We start from the raw sequence: 18,421 nt of genomic DNA, 5'->3' as shown, positions 1-18,421 counted from the left end.
ACTCTTGCAATAAATTTGCCAAAAATTATTTGGTTACTCTACTCGCCCAAAAAAGTTTGGCACCTCAATTTCAAAAGCCAGATGCTTAACAATATTTTCTGTAAAAATGTTTTGGAAAAAAGTCTTTCTGCTTTTTGTGATCAAAATAACATCGATATCTTCATCCCGGATAATGGTATGGATACCGTTAGCAATATTCTCTCGAGAACCTGCAAAATAACTTGGCGACTTGATGATATAGGAAATATCCTCGATACCAGTTTCAGCAATAATCTGTTCAATCCAGTTTTCAAGTTTTTCTCCTAATATATTGATTTCTAGTTCGTTTTTATTGATATGTATGAGCTGTAAATGGAAATTTTTCCCATACAATGGTATTGCTTGTTTAAGCACTTCAAGTTCACCGGGTTTGAAATTTGTCAATAGTGCGATGTTGTCATTTTTGAATTTTATCGCGTTTTTTGGGATGGCTAGAACAGGGATCTTTGACTCTTTAATGACATCATATGTATTGCTTCCAATCAATACAGATTCAAGTCCGGTCACTCCTTTTGTACCCATAATCACCGTTTGATAGACCTCTTTTATCTCTTGCTTATCCAGTGTTTCAGCCAAAATACCGTTGGCAAATAAGGTAGAAATTTTAAGCGAAGGATATTCCTGTAGAAGTTCGGCTACAAGTTTTTCCATCTGAAGGCGAGCTTCTCCCTCGGTTGGGTCTACTAAATGCTTCGCATTTGCAAATTTGTTGATATGCGAAGTGAACGAATGAAAGAGTGTAATCTCATCATTTGTTGTCGTTGCAATTTGAGCTGCATAAAATGCGGCAACTCGTGCGTTTTCGGAATAATCTACTGGTATTAATAGTTTAGACATGGCTATAAGGTTATGCTTTAGTAAAAAATATTGGAACTAAGGGGTGACTAAATAATGCTTTTGCAACGGAACGCGTAAAAACACGTTCAAAGAACGATTTCCTCGATCGTGTCACCAATAATATGTTGATCTTTTCCTCATGGATCATCTCATTAATCACTTCCGGGACCGTATCTAAGTCCTCAATGTCACCTTGTATTGAATCCACTTCAATAGCAATATTGGTCACACCAATATATTTTTTGATCTTATATTTCCATACTTCAAGCTTGTCTTCGATTCTGTTTTCTGATGAATGATCGTAGTGAACATGCATAAGTTTTAGTTCAAAGTCTTTGCCGATGATGTTGACAAAATCTTGTACGGTCTGTACCTCTTCTTCTTTAAAATTAGACAGTAAGCCAACTTTGTCAATAGGTGTAAAGGACGCTTCTGTTGGGATGGCTAAGACAGGTATTTTAGCTTTTTTGCTAATGACATAGGTCGTGCTACCAATGAGTTGGCTATCGTCATTGGTGATGCCTTTAGTCCCCATGATAACAAAATCAAATCGATCAGGAGTGGCAAGTTCCGGTAGTGTTTCTGTAATCATACCACGCTCACATTGGGTGGTTATTTCAAGTGCAGGATGTTGTAATTTTATGGATTCTGCCAGATTTTTAATAAGGATATCAGCTTTGAATGTTGGAGAATTAGTCTCATTACGGCCATTTTCGTCTTCAAATACAGCGGAAGCCGAGGTATAATTGTGGTAAAGATGGAGTGAATACCCCTTTTCGAGAGCAAGGTCCACAGCGTAATTTACAGCATTATTAGAATGAGCCGAAAAATCTACCGGTAGTAGAATGTTTTTTTTCATTAGAAGGAATTTAATCTACAAAATCTAATCTTATTTATTTTGCATTTAGGGAATGTGCGTGAAAGTGTTCTAGATTCCCTATTTTACTATCAAATGTAATAAAACAAATGTAATTGTGAATGACCTTAAGTCAAATAGTTTTTGTTGTATTACGTATAGAATTTGACGAGCTTTAGACAAATATGAATAACGAATAACACTTTTAAAATGTTGTATTTAATGTTAGTTTGTGATTTCTGTCACCTGTAAAATGGGTGGGCTCTGTGTGTCTGTATATTATCCCCTGATTTTTTTGTTTGAAAAGTCAATATTGATTTTTGGTCGTTTAGAGAAAACAGTCGTTTCAAGGTCAATATATGGAATTCTACATTGCATAACCTACCAATTTTGAGTAAGTTTGCACATATTTTTAGATAATTAAATGACAAGTAGAGAAATTCGTCAAGCCTTTCTGGACTTTTTTCAAAGTAAAGGGCATCAGATAGTACCTTCAGCACCAGTAGTTGTAAAAAATGACCCAACATTAATGTTTACCAATGCGGGGATGAATCAATTCAAAGATTTGTTTCTTGGTGAAGCACCCATCAAATTTCCGCGTGTTGCCGATACGCAACGTTGTTTGCGTGTTTCCGGAAAGCACAATGATTTGGAAGAAGTAGGGATCGATACCTACCACCATACGTTGTTTGAGATGTTGGGAAATTGGAGCTTTGGTGATTACTTTAAGAAAGAAGCTATTGCTTGGGCTTGGGAGCTGTTGACAGAAGTATATAAATTAGACAAAGATCGTTTATACGTCACTATTTTTGAGGGGGATGCAAAGGAAGGCTTAGAACGTGATATGGAAGCTTTCGATTTCTGGAAAGAATGGATTGGTGAAGATAGAATTCTCCTGGGTAACAAAAAAGATAATTTCTGGGAAATGGGCGAGACAGGACCTTGTGGACCTTGTTCCGAAATCCATTTTGATATGCGTAGTACAGAAGAGCGCGTACAGACTTCAGGGCAGAGTTTGGTCAACGCAGACCACCCGCAAGTAATTGAGATCTGGAACCTTGTCTTCATGCAATTTAATCGATTGAAAGATGGTTCACTTCAGTCGCTACCAGCTAAACATGTGGATACGGGAATGGGCTTTGAGCGTTTGGTGCGATGTATACAGGGTAAGACTTCCAATTATGATACAGATGTATTTACGCCTACCATTGATTTTATTGCTGAGAAATCAGGTATAAAATATGGTATAGATGAAAAGTCTGATATTGCCATGCGGGTAGTGTCTGATCATATTCGTGCGGTTAGTTTTGCAATTTCCGATGGTCAACTGCCATCCAACAATAAAGCTGGCTACGTGATCCGTCGTATTTTACGTCGTGCAGTACGCTATGCGTATACATTTTTAGGCTTTAAGGCTCCTTTTATCAATGAACTTGTACCTGTATTGGCAGCTCAGTTCGCCGGAGTATTTGACGAATTGATCCAGCAGCAGGATTTTGTGCAGAAAGTGATTTTAGAGGAGGAAGTTTCATTCTTAAGAACCTTATCTACGGGCGTCCAACGTTTTGAAAATTACGTGGAGGACCATACCGTAATCAATGGAGATTTTGCTTTCGAGTTATACGATACGTATGGATTCCCGATCGATTTGACGGAATTGCTAGCGCGCGAAAAAGGTTTAACGGTTGATATGGAAGGTTTCAACCAGGCACTTCAAATTCAGAAAGACCGTTCTCGTGCTGCCACTGCTATAGATACGGGTGATTGGGTTGTTGTAAATGATGAAGAAGGATTTGAATTTGTAGGCTATGATACGTTAACTGCCGTTACTGAGGTTATTAAATACCGTAAAGTTGTTGCGAAAAATAAAGAGCAATTCCAATTGGTGCTTTCTGTTAGTCCTTTTTATGCCGAAGGTGGTGGTCAGGTAGGCGACTCGGGAGAATTGGTTTCCGAAGAAACTGGAGAAAAGATTTATATCACAGATACGAAAAAGGAAAACGGTCTATTTGTACATTTTACAAACAAATTGCCGCTGGAATTAAAAGGAACATTTGTTGCACAGGTCGATAAAACCAAAAGAATCGATACTGAAAACAATCACTCCGCAACCCATTTGTTGCATGCTGCCCTTAAGCAGGTGTTGGGAAGTCACGTGAATCAAAAGGGATCGTTGGTCAACGCTGATATTTTGCGCTTTGATATCTCTCATTTTGCAAAAATGACAGAAGAGGAGATCAAACAGGTGGAAGATATTGTGAATGCCAAAATTCGTGAAAATATTCCATTGAAGGAGGAACGAAATGTCCCTTATCAACAAGCATTGGATTCGGGCGTAACAGCACTATTTGGTGAGAAGTATGGTGATTTTGTTCGTGTAATCACCTTCGAAGATCAATATTCTAAAGAATTGTGTGGTGGTACACATGTCAGTGCAACCGGTCAAATAGGGTTTTTCAAAATCGTTTCGGAATCTGCTGTAGCAGCTGGTGTACGTCGTATAGAAGCAATTACTGGAACTCGCTCTGCAGCTGTTATCCGTGAGCATTTCGAATTGGTTCACCACCTGAAAGAGCTCATGAATAATCCGAAAGATTTTGTTTCTGCACTGGGTAAAATCATCGATGAGAATGGCGCTTTGAAAAAAGAAGTAGAGAAAAGTATTACGGAAAAATCCTTAGCGTTAAAGTCGGATCTGGAAGCAAAGATCCAACAGGTTGGCGAAATTAATTTCTTGTCCACAATCGTCGATCTACCGAGTGCAGAGGCGGTGAAAACCTTGGCTTATGCGGTAAAGGGGGCTGTTAATAACTTGTTTCTGGTTATCGGCGCTGAATTTGATGGTAAGCCAAGTTTAACAGTCGTCATATCAGACGAATTGGCCAAAGAAAAAGGGTTGAACGCAAGTAATATTGTGCGTGATTTGGCTAAGGATATCCAAGGTGGTGGCGGTGGTCAGCCATTCTTCGCAACAGCTGGAGGCAAGAACGCCGCCGGATTAAAAGGTGCCATTGAGCGAGCAATAGATTTCTTGAAATAAATTTTAGGGGTAGTTGAACAGGCTACTTAGCTAAACTAGGATGTAAATAGATGATTTTATTTCCTAAATATTGAAGCCATCAGATTTATTCGACTTCTTCCTTGGAGGATCCGAATAAATCTGATCGTTTTTACGATTCTTTAAGCTGTGACATGTAGCGTGAATCAAAGAGAGCAAAGCCATTTGCGTAATTGGGAATAGGTACTTAACAAATAAAAATAAACGGATGAAAAAGGCAGTTTTTTTAGCAGTAGGGATCGTTGGTTTGATGATGGGTTGCCAAAATAAAGAACAGTTTACCATCGCTGGAAATGTCGAAAATCCTGGCAATATCAAAGTTATTTCATTGTATGAAGGCGATACGAAGCTGGATTCTATGTTCTTTGGCGATAATAACAAATTTCAGTTCGTACGACCTGCTAGCCAGTCCAGATTGTTGTCCTTGCGTGTCGGTAAAAATCGGTATGATTTAATTGCTTCTCCGGGGGAAACGATTACATTTAAGACAGATTTGCATAAAGATGTAAATGATTACCAGGTTGATGGTTCTGAATTGTCAAAGACTATACAGCCTTTTGCCAAAGAGCGAAATTATCGCGACTATCTACAGGATTCATTGCAGACGGTGTTTTCAAAGCTAACGGCCAATTCGACAGCAGCTGAGATCGAAAAGATTCGTGCTGAATATAAAGCAAAGTTTGCAGAAGAATTGCGTACATATACAAAAAAAGCAGTCGATTTCTCAAATAAGCACAATGATCTTGCAGGTTTTTATGCAATCTCGACCTTAGATCCTGAAGTGGCCGAAAATGAAATCATTACCTATGCAGATAAAATAAAAAATGAATTTACGGAGAACAGATACGTGACACAGTTTAAAGAGGAGACCCAAAAACTGAAAAAAATGGCAATTGGGCAACCTGCTCCTGAGTTGACTTCGTTTACACCATCAAACAAAGAAGTTAAATTATCGAGTTTTAAAGGGAAATATACTTTGGTGGATTTTTGGGCTTCATGGTGTATGCCCTGTCGCCAGGAAAATCCTAATCTCGTTAGGTTGTACAATACCTATCATGGTAAAGGCTTTGACATACTCTCCGTTTCATTTGATGATAATCCTGGTTCCTGGATGCGTGCTATCGAAGATGACAAGTTAACTTGGACACATGTGTCAGATTTGAAGGCTTGGAGCTCACCGGTTGTCATTGATTTCCGTGTGAAAGCGTTGCCTACCTCATATGTTCTCGATCCGAACGGAATTATTATAGCAAAGAACTTGCGTGGAGAGGAGCTGGAGGCATTTTTGAAGAAAACAATTAAGTAATCAATGTGTTATTGTTAAATATTATATTACTTAATAATTTGGTAACACTAGATTAACTGATTGTTATCATTTTGTTTATAATTTAGCAAAAAAAATAGACAAATGAGTTCTTCGAAACAAAAGATTTTAATTGTTGATGACGAAAAGGATATCTTGGATTTAATTGCATTCAACTTAAATCGTGAAGGTTATCAGGTCTCTACAGCGCAAAATGGGGAAGAGGCAATCAACGTTGCTAAACAAGTAAATCCTGATCTTATCATCTTGGATGTGATGATGCCAAAGATGGATGGAATTGAAGCTTGTCGTATCATGCGCGCAATGCCTGAATTCAAAAGTACGTTCATGGTATTTTTGACTGCTAGAAGCGAAGAGTATTCGGAGATCGCAGGATTTCATGTCGGTGCAGACGATTATATTGCAAAGCCAATTAAGCCGCGTGCTTTAATGAGCCGCATCAATGCTATCTTAAGAAGAAATGCTTCCGAAGAGTCAGATGCCTCTGTTCAGGATAAAATTGAAATTGCCGACTTGGTCATTGATCGAGATTCTTTCTTAGTTTACAAAGGGGAACAAAAGATTGTTCTTGCAAAGAAAGAGTTTGAGTTATTGTATTTATTGGCATCAAAACCAAATAAGGTGTTTACACGCGAACAGATCTTAAAGAGTATTTGGGAAGATTCTGTTGTGGTAACCAATCGTACAATTGACGTCCATATCCGTAAGCTGCGCGAAAAGATAGGTGACGACTATGTAACCACCGTAAAGGGCGTAGGATACAAATTCGATAAAGAATAAAAAGAGAGGCCCTGGCCTCTCTTTTTTGCGATTAACTTTCCGGAGTTTAGATTCAATGCGATTCGTCTTGCGCCAAATCTAGACAAATTACGAGTAGGATATTTCAAATTTGACATAGGAGGAAGGAGAGGATTTAAGGAAAAATTTGTCCTCCATATAGGCAACTCTTTATCGAGATAACTTGATATCACCACAACAAATCTTTACTTTTGACCTAAAGCAAAGTAAAAATTTCAACATGTCATCTATTCTTATAAAATCTGCGCAACTTGTCAATGAAGGTAAAGTTGAGGTTGCTGACGTATATATCAGCAATGGTCGAATCGAAATGATTGCTCAGGAAATTAATCATCCTGCTGATCAGGAAATAAATGCTGAGGGGCTACACTTGCTTCCAGGACTTATTGATGACCAGGTTCACTTTAGAGAACCCGGTTTAACCTATAAAGCGGATATATGGCATGAGAGTCGCGCCGCAGTGGCCGGTGGGACAACCTCTTTCATGGAAATGCCTAACACTGTTCCTAATACGTTGACCCAGCAATTGCTTCAAGATAAATATGATATTGCGGCAAAAAATGCGCTAGCCAATTATTCATTCTTTATGGGGGCAGCAAATGATAATCTTGAGGAGGTACTTAAAACTAATCCAAGAAATGTCTGTGGTATAAAAGTTTTTATGGGCTCCTCTACTGGCAATATGTTGGTTGATAATGAAAAAGCGTTGGAAGGTATCTTTGCAAATGCTCCGACTTTGGTGGCTACGCATTGTGAAGATGAGGCAACGATAAAGGCGAATCTGGCCCTATTTAAGGAAAAATATGGTGAGGATGGATTAAAAATTGAGATGCATCCCTTGATTCGTTCTGAAGAAGCTTGCTATTTATCCTCGTCAAAAGCTGTCGAACTGGCAAAAAAACACCATACACGCCTGCATATCCTTCATATCTCAACCGCCAAAGAAATTGCATTATTTACTAATGATATTCCACTAAAGGATAAAAAAATAACGGCTGAAGCCTGTATTCATCACCTTTGGTTTTCTGATCAGGATTATGCCTCAAAAGGTAATTTTATCAAGTGGAATCCAGCCGTAAAAACGGTGAATGATCGCGATCAGATTTTAAAAGCTGTTCTGGATGGACATATCGATGTGATAGCGACAGATCACGCTCCGCATACAATTGAGGAGAAATCTCAGCCCTATGTTTCAGCACCAAGCGGAGGACCTCTTGTACAGCATGCGTTGCAAGCCTTGTTAGATATGGTCAAAGCAGGAAAAATGACCCTGGAACAATTAGTGCAAAAATCTGCGCACAATACGGCTACATTGTTTCAAATCGAAGATAGAGGATACATTCGTGAGGGATATTGGGCGGATCTTGTGTTGGTCGATCTGAATAAACCTTATACAGTATCGAAAGCGAATATCCTGTCGAAATGCGGCTGGTCACCATTTGAGGGACACACGTTTAGTTCAACGATTGAACATACTCTCGTATCAGGTAAACTTGCTTTCTCCAATGGACAACTTATTGAGAAAGGTGCTGGTGAACGTCTGTTGTTTAACCGATAGTATTTAGCAATGGAAAAAAGAGCCTTTCTAAAATCGATTGCTTTAAGCCTGTTGTCTATTCCTGTACTTGGAATGGGGCAGCCAACCGGAGATAGAGACGAATTTTACGGTCAGGCTGCTTTGCTTGCAACGAGGTTAAAATTAGGGGATACCATAGGTTTAATAACGCCTGCTGGTGTATTGGATGATGAAGAGTCGATTAGCATTGCACGTGAGATATTTGAGACACTGGGTTTTAAAGTAAAAGAAGGTAAACATATACGCAGCCGCTACGGTAATTTGGCCGGTACAGATCAGGAGCGTATAGCAGACATTCATGATATGTTTGCAGACAAGACCGTCAAAGCGATTGTTTGCATCAGAGGAGGTTCGGGTACATCACGTCTTTTAGATCGATTAGATTACAGACTGATCGCCAATAACCCCAAAATTTTATTGGGATATTCAGATATAACAGCATTAATTTTGGCATTATATGCCAAGACAGGACTTATAACGTTTCATGGTGCAGTGGGTATCAGTACCTGGACTAAGAAACTTGCAGAGGCTTTCAATGCTCAGTTTGTAGCCAATCAGCCAGCAATATTTGAAAACCCCAAGTCTAAAGGTGATAGCATTGTGCAGACCAAAGACCGAATTGCCACTATTCATCCGGGTATAGTAGATGGGGTATTGCTGGGTGGAAATATGACCGTGTTGACCGGCTTATGTGGTTCACCTTATCTGCCAGATTTTAAAGATAAAATTCTTTTTCTCGAAGAGGTCGACGAAGATATGGAACGTGTTGACCGCATGTTCTGTCAATTGAAAAATGCTGGTGTACTGGGTGCGATTAAGGGTTTTATTTTTGGCAAGTGCACCAATTGTAAACCATCTGGTGGCTATGGATCCGTAACACTTGACCAACTGTTCAATGATTATATCAAACCGTTAAAAATACCCGCTTATACAGGGGCTGTCGTTGGTCATATTGCCGAACAGTTTATTTTGCCCGTAGGAGCAAAAGTCCGCGTAGATGCTTCGCAAGGAACGATTGCTTTAATGGAGCCAGCATTAAAAGATTAATATGAAATTAGTAAAAGTTGATTTCATCAAAGCCTTTTCTTTATATGAAGAAAAGGCTTTGATGCATAGAAGATTTAAACATGCCGATATTTTACCATTATTAGAAAATATCAGGAGCACTGGACGTTTTGCTGTATCGGAAATTGGAAAGTCCACTGAAGATCGTTCGATCTTTCGACTACAATACGGACAAGGGCCAATCAAGATACTTTTATGGTCACAAATGCATGGTGATGAACCTACAGCAACAATGGCCCTGTTTGATCTATTTAATTTTTTCAACGGAAAAGATGATGGTTTTGATGCGGTTAGAGATGACATAGCATCAAAAGTGACCTTATATTTTATTCCGATGCTAAATCCTGATGGAACAGAACGGTTTCAGCGTAGGACAGCCATGGATGTGGATATGAACAGAGATGCAAGGGCAACTGCAACAGTGGAAGGAGCCTTATTGAAGGCGCAAGCCATGTTGCTAAAACCTGATTTTGCCTTTAACCTGCATAACCAAAACAATTACTACAATATTCCCGGAACAAATATGCCAGTGACAATTTCCCTATTGGCACCTGCCTATGACTATGCGCGGAGTATCAATGAAACTCGGGGAGATGCGATGCGGGTGATTGTCGGAATAAATAAAGTCCTTCAGGAATTTGTTCCAAAGGCGGTTGCAAGGTATGACGATGAGCATACACCGCGCGGTTTCGGTGATAATTTTCAAAAATGGGGCGCCAGGACGATTTTAATTGAATCAGGAGCTTATGTTGGTGATACCGAAAAAATGCTGGTCCGAAAATGTAATTTCGTCGCATTGTTAAAAGCATTTGAGGAGATTGCTGACCAATCCTTTAAACAGTATTCGGTTACCGACTACGATACAATTCCCTTCAATGATGAAAAGCTCCATGATGTGTTGCTGAGAAATTTGACCATTGAGCAGCATGGAAGCCAAATTGTTGTTGATATTGCCATTCGGCAAATTGAAAAGACGATAGGATCTGACTATTACATGGAAGGAATTGTTGAAGATATCGGCGATTTACAGGATTTTTATGGATATCAGGATCTGGATGTTTCGGGACTTAAGTTTATCCCTGCTAAGAAATATGATAATATACTTCTTATTGAGCAATTGGATCATAATCTTATTCAGGACCTATTGCACAAAGGGATAGCTACGGTTCATATTAAGGATGACGAAGCTGCCGGGAAATTGCATCAGTTTCCGATTAATATTGTATCCCGTGAAGGTTTCCTGTCTGAGGGATTACCTGAACTCGGTTCTATGGCAAATTTTTTTATTGGCACAGACGAAAATATCAAGTATGCCATCATCAATGGTTACGTCCTAGATCTTCGTGTTTCTGATTGTAACCCAAATTATAAAAACAGGATTTATTAGCTTTTTGCTCTTCAATAAGCAAAGAAGGTCATGCTAGAATGACCTTCTTTGCTTCGGAAATTAATAACCCGGATTTTGTTGATCTTTTAATGCTGGATTGGCATTTATCTCAGATTGAGGAATCGGTAATATACATTTCTCAAACGTACGATCAATTTCTTTTGGCCTTGTTTTGATTGTTAAGCCCTGAAAATCGTCATTGAAAGTAATCTTTTTATTTAGACGGATCATGTCCCAATAGCGATGTCCTTCGCCAAAGAGTTCTTTGCTTTTTTCGTTAAGAATAGCATCTTCACTAATGGATACAGCAGTAAACGCAGCACGGTTAGGAGAGCGTTTGCTAATAGCATTTAAAAAGCTGGCGGCCTTCGTTGGGTCAGCGGCAGGTTTCTTTAAGGCCGCTTCGGCCGCGATAAGATAAATTTCCGACAGTCTAACGACTTTAATATTTACAGCGGTGTTGTTTGTATTTCCTTTATCACCCAAGGAATTTAAAGGGAGCGATGTATTGGTATTAACACTACCTAAGTTTTTATACACGGCACCCATACGAGTGGCTGAGCTTTCATCACGACCTAAAATTGCCCAGCGGACATCACTGTTGTCCTCCTTTAATCGATTCAGGTAATAATCACTGGCATAGAACATTCCCCCTTGACCTCCGGTTCTCCGCATAAGGTAATAGCCTAAGCTAGCTGTTCCAAGGTCCGCCTCACCTTCGTTAATACCAAGTTCATAGATAGATTCACTACCATACATACTTGTCCAGGAGCTTGCCCACTTTTCATTTTCATACAATTTGTATACATTGTCGGTAATGATCTCGTTTGCTTTCTGATACGCATTTTCGTAGTCTGCCATGGTTAAATAGACTCTGCTTTGGATGGCTAGGTTCGCATAGTAGTTGATATAGCCATTATCGGGCTTTTTACTCGCGCTGAGCAACTCTTGGCCAGCCTTCAGGTCTTTTAAGATTTGTGTATATACCTCATCTACGGTAGCACGGGTAGGTTTGTTATCATAGGAGGCCGAATTGATAACAATCGGTACACCTTTGGAAGTTTTATCCTGCGTATAGGATTTGCCATATAACCTGACTAGGTCAAAATAAAACAGTGCACGTAAAGTCAATAATTGGCCTTGTGCATTCGCATATTGAGCTTTGGAGGTTGCTTCAACTTTGTCTATTTTTTCTAGAACATCATTTGTCTGTGCAATACAATAATAGATTTGAGACCAGAATCCAGATAAGTTGTTGGTTTCAGCATCTTGATTGAAAGAATATAATTGATCCAAACCTCTCCCTTGCGAGTAAACCGTTAGATCACCACCTTTAACCTCACCATAGAGTTCGAAGTTTCGACCGTAATAGTTTGACGAGGCTATAAGCCGACTTAGGCCGTTGATTCTGTTTCTAGCATCGCTTGCATTATTGAATCCCGTGTTGGCGTCGATTGAATTACCTGGCTCGACATCCAGAAAATCTTTGCAGCTACTGAGTGACGTCAGTAGGGTGGCTGCTATAATGGATATTTTAAATATTTTCATTGTGTAAAAATTAAGTGTTAAAAACCTAGTTCAATTCCAAATGTGTAAGTTTTCCCAATTGGAGTTTCCCATCCGCGAGTTGAATACTGACCAACTTCAGGGTCCGCAATCTTATATTTGGATGCAGTTAATAGGTTAGTCCCATTAAAATAAACGCGCGCATTACTGAATCCAATCTTATTTAATACGCTCTTAGGTAATCTATAGCCAAAGTTGATATTTTTTAATCTCAGAAAAGACGCATCATGTAATTGTCTTGAACTATATTTTTGAGGATCTGTTAAATCATTACCATCCAATTTTGGGAGTGTCCCACCTGTATTGTTGTCGGTCCACATGTGCTCAAAAGCGTATTCGGAACGAATTCTTTCCCAATAATAACCATCATCCGCAACATCCTTAAATGCACCGTCATAAAGCTTTCCGCCTATTTTGTAAATGAAATTGAAGCCTAAATTGAAGTTTTTATACTCAAAATCTGTATTTAGACCACCGCTCACTTTTGGAACACCGTTGCCAATGATCGTATAGTCTGCTTTATTAAAATCATAGGTTGCTTTACGTCCATTGTAATCGAAAATATCTGCACCGGACTGATTGTTATTGGTATAATAAACATTTTTACCATTTTTTTGATCTACACCAGCCCATTCGTAGCCATAAAAAGCTAGTGTTGATTGTCCTTCTCGATAGATAAATTGAGCTCTTGCATCTCCGCTTCCTTTGGTGTCGTTACCAACTGATCCTGTTGGATCGTACCAAATAATATCTTGATTATCGTTAAGTTTTTGGACTTTAGAGGTGATAAATGCGGCGTTTATGTTGGCACTCCATCTGAAATCTTCTTTTTTTATGATATCGCCAGCCAATTCAATCTCTAATCCTTTGTTGTTGATCTGACCTACATTTCTTAAGACAGTACTAAATCCTGTCGTCTGCGATGTCGGAACATCCTGTAATAGGTTTTTGGATGTTCTGTTAAAATATTCGACCGATCCCGTAATCCTATTTTTTAGGAAGCCAAATTCCAGCCCTGCATTGGTTGTATAGGACGTTTCCCAGGTGATGTCAGGGTCAGGGTTTGATACCAGATTTCCACCAGGCTGGCCTTTGTAGTTAAAGTTGTTGAAAGATACAAGCCTTCTCCATCCAAAATTATCACTGGGCAATGTGCCATTGATACCGTATGAGGCTTTAAGACGTAAGGTACTGATCGCATCATTTTCTTTAAATGCAGGTAGATTTTTTAAGCTATATGCGCCTGATACAGACCAAAAATCTCCCCATCGGTTTTTAGGTCCTAATTTAGACGAACCATCGCGACGGTAGGAGGCTGCTAGGAAATAGGTGTTGTCGTAGTTATATTCAGCTTTTCCGAGAAATGACATCAGATTATAACCCCAGCTATAAGCATTTGCCTCAAATTTACCCGCCGACGAAATATAAGGAAGTTCGGCAGATCCCAATCCTCTTCCTGTTGTGCGCATGAAATCCGTCTTATTCTTCTCAACTTCAAAACCTGCTAATAAATTTAAGTTATGCTTGTCGAAGGATTTGTTGTAATTGACCGTATTGGAGCTAACCAGTTTTAACATATTCGTGTTAAACTGGTGAACGACCCCGCCATCACTGACGCCGTTAAAATGCTTGGCGCTATAATATAGGTAGTCCTTCATGTCTGTGTAATCATAAGAGAATACAGTCTTAGCTGTTAAACTTGGTAGTATATTCCAGGTTAAATTGCTGATAACTCCCAGTTTGTTTGTTTTGGAACTGTTGTCCCATTGTTTATCGTAATAATCTGCATTATAAGCGTAACTACCATATCTATCCGTCCATTCTTCTCCAGTTTTATAGTTTGTTGGCCAATACAAAGGCCATAAAAGATTTCTGGATTGAAGGAAGTAATTAGAACCTGTATTTCTAGTGTCATTAAATCCCTTTTTCTTGTTGTGTCCAATGTTAATATTGGTGCCAAACTCAAGATTGTCCACTATTTTTTGTGTTAGGTTAAGACGACCTGAAATACGTTCGAAATCATTGACTCTGATTCGGCTTTTATCTGTCGTATAACCTAGAGATGAGAAATACTTTGTTGCGTCAGTTCCTCCCGAAAGCGAAAGATTGTTATCTTGATAAATGCCCGTACGGAATAAGGCTTTATCCCAATCGTAATATTTACCTTCTCGATTTTCGATACCATCGGTCATTCCAAGGATGTTCACATTGTCGTATCGGCCAGTACCGTTGGTTTCGAAACGATAACCGTGTTTGTTAAATTTATTATTCAGTTGGGTTAAAGCATAGGTGTTCGCTTCCGTTTCAGTTTTTCCGTTTGAGGTACGGTAGTCATAAAAGATCTGATACAACATATTGACTTGATCCTGTGGCGACGCAGTTTCGTAGTTGTCTGTCGCCCAAGTCGGGGTAAAGCCAAGAGAAGTCTTGAAGTTTACCGTCGGTTTTCCCGTTTTTCCTTTTTTTGTTGTAATGAGGATAACGCCATTTGCAGCCCTTGAACCATATAAAGATGATGCCGCAGCGTCCTTTAATACCGTAATTGTTTCAATATCATCGGGATTTAAGTTGCCCATAACATTATTGGATGTGTAAATGTAATCACCCATTTGTCCACCCGACCCGGAATTGGCTGGTACTCCGTCAATGACATACAGGGGCTCATTGGAGGCATTCATTGACCCAATACCCCGAATACGAATACTTGGTGTAGATCCTGCTTGGCCAGAAGGGGTGGATACGGTAAGTCCGGCAACACGTCCACTGAGTGCACCTTCAAATGAAGTGACCGGTACATTGTCGATGTCTTTAGCTTTTACGGTAGCAGCGGAACCTGTATACGTGCTTTTTTTTGTCGTGCCATAGGCGACGACCATAACTTCATCCAAAGTCTGTTGATTGTTCACAAGGGATATACTAATGGTTTTTCGGCCATTGACCTGAATTTCTTGTGGACTATAACCTACTGCAGAGATACTTAATATCGCGTTGGTGTTTGCGTTTAGCGTAAACAGGCCATTTTCGTTTGTTGAGGTTCCTTGGTTAGCGCCCTTTACATTAATTGTAACTCCGCTAATTGGTTTTCCGTTGCTGTCTGTTATTTTACCAGCAATTTGGATCTGTTGCGCATATAAAGACTGCATCGAACTACAGGCTATGAGACACAACGTTGTGAGCACATGTTGTTTCATAAAAGTGTGAATTGATTAATTTAGTTTGTTAATATTTTGGTGCTGTCGGATGTTGGTCAAACTTGCGAAAGCAATTCAGTGCAATCTTTTTTTTAAGAAAAAAACATTGCACTGAATATAGGGTTATTTCCTTAAAATTCCAATTCCAGGACGGTCGGGAAGAAGGCAATTGCCATTGACAACGGTCATACCGTCATAAATGTCATTTCCGATCAATAAAGCACCATCTAAATCAGCCCAGTCTGTTAGGGGAGCGAGTTGTGCTGCTGCACTGATTGCACAGGATGTTTCGGTCATGCAACCGATCATAACTTTCATTTCCAGAGAACGCGCAAGCTCAGCCATACGTTTGGCTTCCCGCATGCCAGTACATTTCATCAATTTGATGTTGATACCCGAATACACACCCTTTAATGCGGGGACATCCACAAGACGTTGACATCCTTCGTCGGCAATAGTTGGGATAGGGCTATGTTCAGTAAGCCATGCATTGTCGTCTATCTGCTCCTTAGGCATCGGCTGTTCCAAGAAAGAAACATTTCTTTCTGCAAGCCAATGTGCCATTTCGAGAGCCTCTTCACGTGTTTTCCAACCTTGATTGACATCGGCACATAATGGTCGATCGGTAACCTGACGGATAGTATCGATGATCATTTTATCCGTATCGAGACCCAGCTTGACTTTCAAAATTTTAAATTGATCCGCTTCCGCCACCTTTTTACGGATCATTTCTTCCGTATCAATCCCAATAGTATAGGATGTCGGAGGGATAAGATCCGGATTTAATCCCCATATTTTATAATAAGGTTGATTCATTATCTTCCCTAATATATCATGTAATGCAATATCAATAGCGGCTTTTGCTGCTGTATTTTTCAATGCAAGCTGATCGATATAATGGAGAATCTCCTCGGTTTGAAAAGGAGAGTTGAAGCCTGTCAGATCGATCTGATTAAGGAATGATAAGACACTTTCCTGCGATTCGCCAAGATAGGGTGGCATACTCGCTTCACCATAACCGACAATGCCGTCATACTCTAGTTCGGTCAATACAACCGGTGTTGTGCTTCGACTAAATGAAGCTACAGTGAAGACATGGCGCAAAGTTAGCGTGTAAGGTCTAAACCTCAATTTAAAGGTTCCAAAATCTTTACTAATCCATTCAGATTGATTGCTCATCACTATGTTTATTTATTGTTGTAATAATTGCTTTCAACGACCTTCTGTATTGCGCTATCCCGTGCGCCAAGGTAACGACGGGCAGCAACTACAGTCCGCGTTTGGAAATCATCGTAGTTTGCAGCGTCCTTAAGCATACTGTTGATCCGGACCAATCCGGCAGCGTGAATAAAAGTTCCATTGCCGATATAGAGTGCAACATGTGTTACACGCGCATTAGGATTGCTGTTTTTGCCTGCCGCAAAGAACAGTAAGTCTGCCGGTTTTAGATTTTTGAGTGCTTTCTCAGGGTCGAAATGTCCTTCTTGATCTAAAATGTCGATTTTTTCACCTGCGAGTACTTGTTGCGATGCATCTCTCGGAATTACGAAGCCGTTCATGAAAAAACTTGTTTTGGTAAAACCGCTGCAGTCTACACCTTTTACCGATGTTCCCCCCCACAAATAAGGTAGGCCCAGCATTGTTTTTGCACTGGCGATAATATTTTCCGCTGTAGGCTGGCGCGTTTCAAACCAATTTTTTAAGGTTTGACTTTCTGATTTTTTAATATAACCTAAACGTCCGTCCGGATATGCTATTTCATAAAAATTGCCTTTCTGTCCTTTTAACTGAAGGATGTCGCCATAGACGAGATCAGACACTCGTTGGCTTTTTTCATTGGGTTCAGAATAGGATTTTCCAAACTCCGCTGTATAGATAACTTTTTCTGCTTGTCGCCAATTGGCCAGCATGGTTTTGTCCATCGCTTCAATGGACGAAGTAGGTACCCATGCGATATAACCATCGGGGGTGCGCACGCGATAGTCGCCGCTCTTTTTTTGCAGAAGATCCACTTGCGTTCCCAATAAAACTTGGCTGGTTAGCTCCGCAGCATTATCTGGAAATGTGCGCATATTTGCAACGGAGAGCCTGATGACTCCAGTAGTTTTTTCACCTACACTTGCATCAGGCAAGAGCTGTACTTGAATATTGGCTGATATATCTTTTGCCTTTTGCTCTAAAACGAACTTAGCATCTTTTTCAGTTGTTTCAAGTACATATTGGTTCTGTGCTATATCCGCTTTTTGGATGGCTACGATCTTGGTTCTTTTATCGGGAGCGAATTCACGTTTTACGTTTTCTTGCAACTCTTTGATCTTGAAATAAGTCGTGGAATCTAGCTGCTGCGCCTGACTGCTTTCAACACCTATAAGGCTTGCATAAGCTAAAATAGCGAATTTAAGAGTGTTTTTCATGCGAATTAGTTTGTTTCTAAAGATAGGATTAATTCATAATATAAGTCAATTTTTATTGTCGATTTTTAAGTGATTTTAATGTTATGTTGCTAAAAAACGAATGTTTGGGTTTAATTTTAATTAAATTATCTAATTGCTAAAACCATTTTGTAATATTGCTTATTGATTGTAAAGTCAATATCCTTCTTCAGTTTAACACGAAGCTGTAAAAATGTAGAATAGCATTTTCCGGCGTATATCGATGAAGTAGATTGGGGGCAGATGTAACGTAAGGTCGTGCAATACACTAGAAAGAGAGCGATGCCTTTGT

General features: G+C 39.6%; 12 protein-coding genes. 6 read left to right on the top strand and 6 right to left on the bottom strand.

Annotation, left to right across the window (positions count from 1 at the left end):
• Positions 1–33 precede the first annotated feature (33 nt).
• A complete protein-coding gene (locus OK025_RS00290) occupies positions 34–876 on the bottom strand; it encodes a universal stress protein (RefSeq protein WP_317667831.1) in 843 nt (280 codons plus the stop codon).
• Between the two features lie 10 nt (positions 877–886).
• On the bottom strand, positions 887–1,735 hold the full coding sequence (locus tag OK025_RS00285; protein ID WP_317667830.1) for a universal stress protein: 849 nt from the start codon (positions 1,733–1,735) through the stop codon (positions 887–889).
• 421 nt (positions 1,736–2,156) lie between these two features.
• Between OK025_RS00285 and alaS the strand changes: the two genes are divergently transcribed.
• The 6 genes from alaS (at position 2,157) to OK025_RS00255 (ending at position 10,940) form a co-directional block, all read left to right on the top strand.
• Positions 2,157–4,772 (top strand): alanine--tRNA ligase, encoded by a 2,616-nt coding sequence (alaS, locus tag OK025_RS00280; protein WP_317667829.1) that lies wholly within the window; start codon positions 2,157–2,159, stop codon positions 4,770–4,772.
• A 226-nt stretch (positions 4,773–4,998) separates the two neighbouring features.
• Entirely contained in the window at positions 4,999–6,096 is a 1,098-nt protein-coding gene (locus OK025_RS00275) for a TlpA disulfide reductase family protein (RefSeq protein WP_317667828.1), read from the top strand.
• A 102-nt stretch (positions 6,097–6,198) separates the two neighbouring features.
• Positions 6,199–6,894, top strand: a complete 696-nt coding sequence (locus OK025_RS00270; RefSeq protein ID WP_075991688.1) for a response regulator transcription factor — start codon at positions 6,199–6,201, stop codon at positions 6,892–6,894.
• A 238-nt stretch (positions 6,895–7,132) separates the two neighbouring features.
• Positions 7,133–8,470: a dihydroorotase gene (locus tag OK025_RS00265; RefSeq protein ID WP_317667827.1), complete on the top strand. Its 1,338-nt coding sequence runs from the start codon at positions 7,133–7,135 to the stop codon at positions 8,468–8,470.
• A 9-nt stretch (positions 8,471–8,479) separates the two neighbouring features.
• Positions 8,480–9,535, top strand: coding sequence for an LD-carboxypeptidase (locus OK025_RS00260; protein WP_317667826.1), 1,056 nt, complete (start codon positions 8,480–8,482; stop codon positions 9,533–9,535).
• A gap of 1 nt (position 9,536) precedes the next feature.
• The gene (locus OK025_RS00255) at positions 9,537–10,940 is read left to right on the top strand and encodes a M14 family zinc carboxypeptidase (RefSeq protein ID WP_317667825.1); all 1,404 of its coding nucleotides are present in this window, start codon (positions 9,537–9,539) and stop codon (positions 10,938–10,940) included.
• A gap of 60 nt (positions 10,941–11,000) precedes the next feature.
• Here OK025_RS00255 and OK025_RS00250 read toward each other — a convergent pair whose 3' ends face one another.
• From OK025_RS00250 to OK025_RS00235, 4 genes are all read right to left on the bottom strand, one after another.
• Positions 11,001–12,488, bottom strand: a complete 1,488-nt coding sequence (locus OK025_RS00250) for a RagB/SusD family nutrient uptake outer membrane protein (RefSeq protein ID WP_317667824.1) — start codon at positions 12,486–12,488, stop codon at positions 11,001–11,003.
• A gap of 17 nt (positions 12,489–12,505) precedes the next feature.
• The gene (locus OK025_RS00245) at positions 12,506–15,697 is read right to left on the bottom strand and encodes a TonB-dependent receptor (protein WP_317667823.1); all 3,192 of its coding nucleotides are present in this window, start codon (positions 15,695–15,697) and stop codon (positions 12,506–12,508) included.
• A gap of 123 nt (positions 15,698–15,820) precedes the next feature.
• Positions 15,821–16,876, bottom strand: coding sequence for a dipeptide epimerase (locus OK025_RS00240; RefSeq protein WP_201639510.1), 1,056 nt, complete (start codon positions 16,874–16,876; stop codon positions 15,821–15,823).
• Positions 16,877–16,884: 8 nt separating this feature from the next.
• A complete protein-coding gene (locus OK025_RS00235) occupies positions 16,885–18,111 on the bottom strand; it encodes an NlpC/P60 family protein (RefSeq protein ID WP_317667822.1) in 1,227 nt (408 codons plus the stop codon).
• Positions 18,112–18,421: the final 310 nt, after the last annotated feature.

The organism is Sphingobacterium sp. UGAL515B_05 (genome assembly GCF_033097525.1).
In the GTDB taxonomy this organism is placed as follows: domain Bacteria; phylum Bacteroidota; class Bacteroidia; order Sphingobacteriales; family Sphingobacteriaceae; genus Sphingobacterium.
Note: the sequence above shows the minus strand (reverse complement) of the source record. Positions and strands in the feature narration are given on the sequence as shown.